The 6,731-nt window shown below is 60.4% G+C and carries 6 protein-coding genes and 1 pseudogene; 2 read left to right on the forward strand and 5 right to left on the reverse strand.

All coding sequences use genetic code 11. From position 1 onward, the window contains the following. Window positions 1-170: 170 nt before the first annotated feature. Window positions 171-1,145 (forward strand): porphobilinogen synthase, encoded by a 975-nt coding sequence (gene hemB / locus CKW29_RS17595; RefSeq protein WP_095143621.1) that lies wholly within the window; start codon window positions 171-173, stop codon window positions 1,143-1,145. Window positions 1,146-1,163: 18 nt separating this feature from the next. On the opposite strand, the gene CKW29_RS17600 is transcribed toward hemB, so the two are convergent. The 3 genes from CKW29_RS17600 to CKW29_RS17610 form a co-directional block, all read right to left on the reverse strand. Beyond that, window positions 1,164-2,693: an FAD-dependent monooxygenase gene (locus CKW29_RS17600; protein WP_095148897.1), complete on the reverse strand. Its 1,530-nt coding sequence runs from the start codon at window positions 2,691-2,693 to the stop codon at window positions 1,164-1,166. Between the two features lie 45 nt (window positions 2,694-2,738). Beyond that, window positions 2,739-3,692: a transporter gene (locus tag CKW29_RS17605; RefSeq protein WP_095143619.1), complete on the reverse strand. Its 954-nt coding sequence runs from the start codon at window positions 3,690-3,692 to the stop codon at window positions 2,739-2,741. Window positions 3,693-3,812: 120 nt separating this feature from the next. After that, window positions 3,813-4,427: a LysE family translocator gene (locus CKW29_RS17610; protein WP_095143618.1), complete on the reverse strand. Its 615-nt coding sequence runs from the start codon at window positions 4,425-4,427 to the stop codon at window positions 3,813-3,815. Window positions 4,428-4,577: 150 nt separating this feature from the next. Between CKW29_RS17610 and CKW29_RS17615 the strand changes: the two genes are divergently transcribed. Next, entirely contained in the window at window positions 4,578-5,672 is a 1,095-nt protein-coding gene (locus CKW29_RS17615) for a DUF1615 domain-containing protein (protein ID WP_095143617.1), read from the forward strand. A gap of 70 nt (window positions 5,673-5,742) precedes the next feature. Here the strand turns inward: CKW29_RS17615 and CKW29_RS17620 are convergent, their stop codons facing one another. Together CKW29_RS17620 and CKW29_RS25850 are read right to left on the reverse strand one after the other, a co-directional pair. Beyond that, complete coding sequence (locus CKW29_RS17620; protein WP_095143616.1) at window positions 5,743-6,048, reverse strand: hypothetical protein; 306 nt, start codon at window positions 6,046-6,048, stop codon at window positions 5,743-5,745. Window positions 6,049-6,399: 351 nt separating this feature from the next. Next, window positions 6,400-6,731, reverse strand: a pseudogene (locus CKW29_RS25850) (hypothetical protein); the annotation flags it as partial.

A 6,731-nucleotide genomic window follows, 5' to 3' on the forward strand; every position in this document is an offset into this window, starting at 1 on the left:
GGTGTCTGCTGGCGCGGGGGGCAACCCTGTCGGCGAACGTCAATTATTGCCAGATCTGTAATAAACTCTTCCGGAATGTGCATTTGTGTCGCAAGGGGGCAGGGGCATAAGCTTCCGGTCTTTGCGACCTTTGTCTTGTCCAGGCCGTTGGCCTCCTGCCAGGAAACCTCATGTCCAGTCAGTTCCCCGAAGCCCGTCCTCGCCGTTTGCGGCGCACCCCGCAATTGCGCAGCCTGTTCCAGGAGACCGAGTTCACCCTCAATGACCTGGTCTTGCCGATCTTTGTCGAGGAAGAAATCGACGATTTCGTGCCGATCACCAGCATGCCGGGCGTGCGTCGGATCCCCGAGTCGAAACTGGCCGGTGAAATCGAGCGGTATGCACGAGCGGGTATCAAGTCGGTGATGACCTTTGGCGTGTCCCATCATCTGGATGGCAACGGCAGCGACACCTGGCATGAAAACGGTCTGGTGTCGCGCATGGCGCGGATCTGCAAGGACGCGGTGCCGGAGATGATCGTCATGTCCGATACCTGTTTTTGCGAGTACACCGATCACGGTCATTGCGGCGTGATGCATGGCGCTGAGGTGGACAACGACAACACCCTGATCAACCTCGGCAAGCAAGCGGTCGCCGCGGCGCGGGCAGGGGCCGATGTGATTGCCCCGTCAGCGGCAATGGACGGGCAGGTCCAGGCCATTCGCCGGGCGCTGGATGCAGCCGGTTTCAGCCAGACCTCGATCATGGCCTATTCGACCAAGTTCGCCTCCGCGCTGTACGGCCCGTTCCGCGAAGCCGGTGGCAGTGCGCTCAAGGGGGACCGTAAAAGCTATCAGATGAACCCGATGAATCGCCGTGAAGCCGTGCGCGAATCCTTGCTCGACGAGCGGGAAGGCGCCGATGCGCTGATGGTCAAGCCGGCGGGGGCGTACCTGGATATTATCCGCGATATCCGTGAAGCCTCGCGCTTGCCGTTGGCGGCGTACCAGGTCAGTGGCGAGTACGCGATGATCAAGTTCGGTGCGGCCGCCGGTGCCATCGATGAAGAGCGCGTGGTGCGTGAGAGCCTCGGTGCGATCAAGCGCGCCGGCGCGGACCTGATCTTCACATACTTCGCGATGGACCTGGCCCTGAGCGGGATCTGAGCCGGCACTAACGGGTGCTCAGCAGAGGAACGGCCTGATCCCGTGGTCGCGAAAGTAGCGTTCGATGACTTTCGGGTCGGCCGACAGGTCGGCCACCGCCACGTAAGTGTCCGGTCGCAACAGGTAGAAACCGTTGCGCGCCAACCCGGCGGCTTCGTGGGCGGGCAACCAGTCGAACACCTGTAGCGCCAGACGATGTTCAGTGCACCAGGCGCGCATTTCGTCGCTGGTGTCACCGTACACGTGCACCTGCCAGTCCAGGCGGCTCAGGCTGGCGAAGTTGTCGGTGACGCCGTCTGGCACCCAGGGCAGGCGATCCCCGCCGAACACATGGCCGGCGTGCCCCTCGCTCAATGGCATCCCCCGATAGTTCAGGGTGATTTGAGACGCGGTGCGAAACAGAAACTCTCGAGCCCGCTCCACGGACGCCATTTTCGGCAACAGGAAGGGCGCCAGGCGGGTACGCAGCAGGTCGGCGATCGGGCCTTCGGCGGTGACGAAGCTGAACACCCTGTCGGTGGTCGCCACCAGTCGGCGGGCAAAGGCCATGCGTTCGATCTCGTAACTGTCGAGCAACTTGTCGCTGGCCCCACCGTTGAGGACGGCGGCGAGTTTCCAGGCCAGATTGATCGCATCGCCAATGCCCGTGTTCATGCCCTGGCCACCCGCGGGGCTGTGGACGTGGGCCGCGTCACCGAGCAAAAAGGCACGACCCAGGCGGAACTCGTCCGCCACCCGATGGTGGACCCGGTAAGTCGAGAACCAGTTGACGGTATCGATTTGCACCTTCAGGTGATCCATGGCGCGACGGCTGATGTCTTCGAACCTGAGGGTTTCAGCCTGTTCCGCGCGTTCGTCGCGCACGGTGCCGATCAACCGGACACGGCCAGTGCCGGCGAGGGGGAACACGGCCAGGAAGTCGGCTTCATCCAGGTCCACATGCAGCTCGCCATTGAACGCCGGGCCGGAGCCATTGACGTCGGCGACATAAAACACTTGCTGGTACGTGCCGCCGGGAAAGCCGATGTCGAGTGCCTTGCGCACGGTGGAGCGAGCACCGTCGCAGCCGGCAAGGTAGCAGGCCTGGCAGCTGTGTGATTGACCGTCGGGCAACAGCAGTTGGGCGATAATGCCGCCGTCGTGCTCGCTGAAACCGGTCAACTCGGTGTCTCGCTCGACCTCCACGCCAAATTGTTCCAGACGCTCGATCAGCAACCGTTCGTGTTGATCCTGCGGGTAAATTTCCAGGAAAGCGTAGGGCGTCAGGTCCTTGCCGATGCTCGCCAGGGGCAGTCGCGCGGCGGGCACGCCCTTGACCCACATATTGACGGCGGGCACGGTGTGGCCGTTCTGCACCACGGCCTGGCTGAGGTCGAGCTGGCGGTACAGCTCAAGGGTGCGGGCCTGGACGGCCAGGGCGCGGGAGGTGGTGCCGGGGACGCTGGTCTTGTCGAGTATGCGCACCCGGACCCCGAGTTTGCACAGCCAAAGCGCCAGGACCAGCCCCGTGGGGCCGGCACCGATGATCAGTACGTCGCTGCGGTTCATAGCGTTGCCCTCGTAGGAGCGCTCCGTGCGACGCTGGCTTGAGATTTAGAAGAACGCCAGCGTCAGGTTCACGCTGACCCCGCCACCTTCCGGTCGGTTGACGGAATCAAACTCGGACACCCAGCGGCCATTGATGCTCGCCTGGGCATCGGAAAACTTGCCACTCCAGCCAATGTACGGCCCGACACCGGCCGAGTGTCCGCGAAAGCCGTTCAACTGGTCGGCAGTCGGACCTTCGTCGTCGGTCACCTGCTTGATCACGCCGCCCACCACCCCGGCCGCCCAGCCATTGCCAAGGCCATGGGTCCAGAGGCCATCAAGGCGAAAGATACAGCCGTTCTGGTAATCGGTGGCGTCGTTCCTGGTATAGAACTCGAACGCCCCCAGCAGGCTGAACTCACCGCCTTTCTCGTACAGGTGGGTGTAGGCCAGGGTCGGCATGAAGGTGTAGGTGTTCTGCCCGGCGTTGGCCAGGCGATCCTTGTCGTAGGCGCCGGTGGGCACATAGATCGGCAAGGACATCGCAATGTGATCGGTGGCGCTGAAGTGGTAACCGGCTGCAATCGGCGTGATCAGGGCGTCGGCAAACTGGGTGCCGTAGTCGGTTTCACGCACCGTATGGCCGCGTGGTCCGGTGAGGTCGACCTCGGCGTCGGTGTACTGCACGGGCAGGCCAACGGCCGAAGCAAAGTTCCAGCGACCCTTGCCGGTGTCCCAGATTCGAGTGATGTTGGTCATGGTATAGGAGACTTTCATCTTCAACCCGCTACCCACTTCGCCGCGCACCGGTGCTGGCTTGCTCTTGCTCAGTTCACCGTCGTAATAGATGGAGGTCGCCGACACCACCCAGCCAGGCTCCGGTGGAATGATCCCGGCGTTGGTGTAGATGATCTGGCCGGTAATCGGCCTGCCGACACTGCCCTCGGTAGCCAATACGTAGGGACTGCCACTGAACAACAGCAACGCCAATGGCAGGCTGGCGACCGGCACTCTTTTCATGCGGGCTCTCTTGATTATGCGTTTTATTGGAGGTGAGGTGCCACACGGCCGATTTGCCTCGAAGCGGATCCCTACAGTTTAGATCCGGCTGTCCGGCATTACCCTTTCCAGGACCGGGGCTCAGCGTTGAGCAAATGCAAGGTGTAGGCCCAGCGCGGCGAAGGTGGCGGCAAAGCCGCGACGTAGCCAGTTCTGGACGCCGGGGGATTCAATGACGGCGGTGCGAAAAATGTGGGCCAGTAAGCCATAGATCACAAACACTGCAAAGGTCATGAGCATGAACACGGCGCTGAGTGTCAGCATCTGTAGCGACGCCGCAGGACCGCCTGGCGTGATGAACTGCGGGAGAAATGCCAGGAAGAAAATCGTCAGCTTGGGGTTGAGTACATTCAGCAGGCAGGCCCGAAGCATGATGTGTGCAGCGCTGCGGGTCACGGGGACATCGGTCACGGCAAAGGCTGAGCGATCGCGCCAGGTGGCATAGGCCAGGTACAACAGGTAGGCGACCCCGGCGAATTTCAACCCCTGAAAGGCCAGCGCGCTGGTATGCAGAATCGCCGACAGCCCCAGGATCGAAGCCATCAAGTGCGGCACGATACCGGCGGTGCAGCCCAGTGCGGCATACACACTGGCTCGCTTGCCCGCGCTCAGTCCGGTGGACAGGGTGAACACCACGCCGGTGCCGGGGATCAGGACAACAATCAATGAGGTGATCAGGAAATCCAGGGTCAGCATCGCGTCGAACTCCTTCAAACGTTTGGGTGTCAGACAGCCACGAATCAATCTCTCAGTGAAGAGCACGGGTGCTTGCATTTCCACCGGGAAAACCCGGAGTGTAGGCGCCAGCGTTTCACCCGGTATGTCAAAAGGACCCTTGAACCTCCCATGCACTGCAAATCATTGATCACCGGCCTGACGGCGCTCTTGCTGCTGGCGGGTTGCGCGAGCCAGGCCCCTCGGCAGGCGGTGCCGAAACCGGCCCAGGTCAAAGCGCAGATTGTCCGCTTGTTACCAGCCAGGACCCTTGACCGTGAAGGCTGGGCCAATGACATCTATACAGCGTTCGCGGAACAGAAGATCCCTGCCACCACGCAGAACCTCTGTTCAGTGCTGGCCGTGACCGAGCAGGAGTCGACGTTTCAGGCGGACCCTGTGGTTCCCGGCCTGGGCAAGATCGCCCGGGACGAGATCGATCGACGCGCTGCCAAGGCGCACATCCCCAACCTGTTGGTGCGGGGTGCCTTGCAGGTCAGCTCGACGAACGGCAAGAGCTACAACGACCGGTTGAACGCGGCGCGCAGTGAGAAAGAACTCAGCGCCATCTTCGATGACTTCATTGGCCGGGTGCCGATGGGGAAAAGCCTGTTCGACGGCTTCAATCCGGTGCATACCGGAGGACCGATGCAAGTCAGCATCGCGTTTGCCGAGCAGCAGGCGCGCAGCTATCCCTATGCGGTGGACGGTTCGATTCGACGTGAGGTGTTCTCCCGGCGCGGCGGCATGTACTTCGGCATCGCGCATTTGCTCGGCTACCCGGTCAATTACAGTCAGCCGTTGTACCGCTTTGCCGATTTCAATGCCGGTTGGTACGCCAGTCGCAACGCGGCTTTCCAGGCGGCACTCAATCGTGCGACCGGTAGTTCACTGGCGCTGGATGGTGACCTGATCCGCCATGGCTCAATCATGCCGGGGACAACGGAGTTGGCGGTACGGAGCCTGGGTAAGCGCCTGGACATGCGTAACACGACCATTCGCGATCAGCTGGAGCTGGGGGACAGCCTGGCGTTCGAAGACAGCAAGCTCTATAAGCGGGTGTTCGAGCTTGCACAAAAGGCTCAAGGCAAATCACTGCCCCGGGCGGTATTGCCGGGAATTGAATTGCAAAGCCCGAAAATTACTCGAAAACTCACCACGGCCTGGTTCGCCAAGCGTGTCGATGAGCGTTATCAGCGTTGCATGAAGCGAGCGTCTGGCGCGTAAGGGCGGGGCAGGCAAGAAAAAGCCCGGCGGTTCAGGCCGGGCTTTTTGTCCTGTACTGCGGGACTGCAAGTCATGCGCGGTTCTGGGTCAGGCGATCGGAGCCACCCTCGGCGACGCGGTTCTGTTGCAGGCGATCGGAGCCACCTTCGGCGACGCGGTTCTGTTGTAGACGATCGGAGCCACCCTCGGCGACGCGGTTCTGTTGCAGACGATCGGAGCCACCTTCGGCAATGCGATTCTGGATCAGGCGATCCGAGCCGCCTTCGACAATTACTGGCTGGAGCTGGGTGTCGATGGCCGGTTGTGCCTGCGAGGCGGCAAAAGCGTTGGCGGCCAGTACCGAGAAAGCGAGGCTGAGAATGATCTGGCGTTTCATGGTGGTGTGCTCCGGGGTGTTGTGGGTAGGTATGGAGCAGATGTTACGCGTCAGGATTTTTATGAGAACTTCATTGGGTCGATGGTGAACATCGATGGCATTGATGGGGTGGGAGTGATGACGTACCTGTCGTTGATGGCGTTGGGCAGGGTGGGCAACTCTTGGACGTATCCTTCTATATAGGTAGTCGAGGTTTCAGGGGGGGGGCGGCTTTACTGATAGAAACCCTGAATTAGCAGTTGACGGCGAATTTTATCTGTCTATAATCCGCCCCACTTCCGGCGCAGTCGAAACGGAAAGCTCCTTGGTAAACAATGAGTTATGAAGTTTTCGGCAGCGGGTTGCTTCAGGTCATCGAAGCCAAAAGGAAGTTGAAAAAGAGGTGTTGACAGCGGTGTGTAACACTGTAGAATCCGCCTCCCGCTGACGAGAGATCGAAAGCGCAAGTGATTGAAGTTGCAAAGGATTCTTTGAAAACTTCTGAAAATAACCACTTGACAGCAATAGAGGCTGCTGTAGAATACGCCGCTCGGTTGAGATGAAAGATCTTAACCAGCCGCTCTTTAACAACTGAATCAAGCAATTCGTGTGGGTGCTTGTGCAGTCAGACTGATAGTCAACAAGATTATCAGCATCACAAGTTACTCCGCGAGAAATCAAAGATGTAACCAACGATTGCTGAG

This window comes from Pseudomonas sp. Irchel s3a18 (genome assembly GCF_900187535.1).
Taxonomy (GTDB): domain Bacteria; phylum Pseudomonadota; class Gammaproteobacteria; order Pseudomonadales; family Pseudomonadaceae; genus Aquipseudomonas.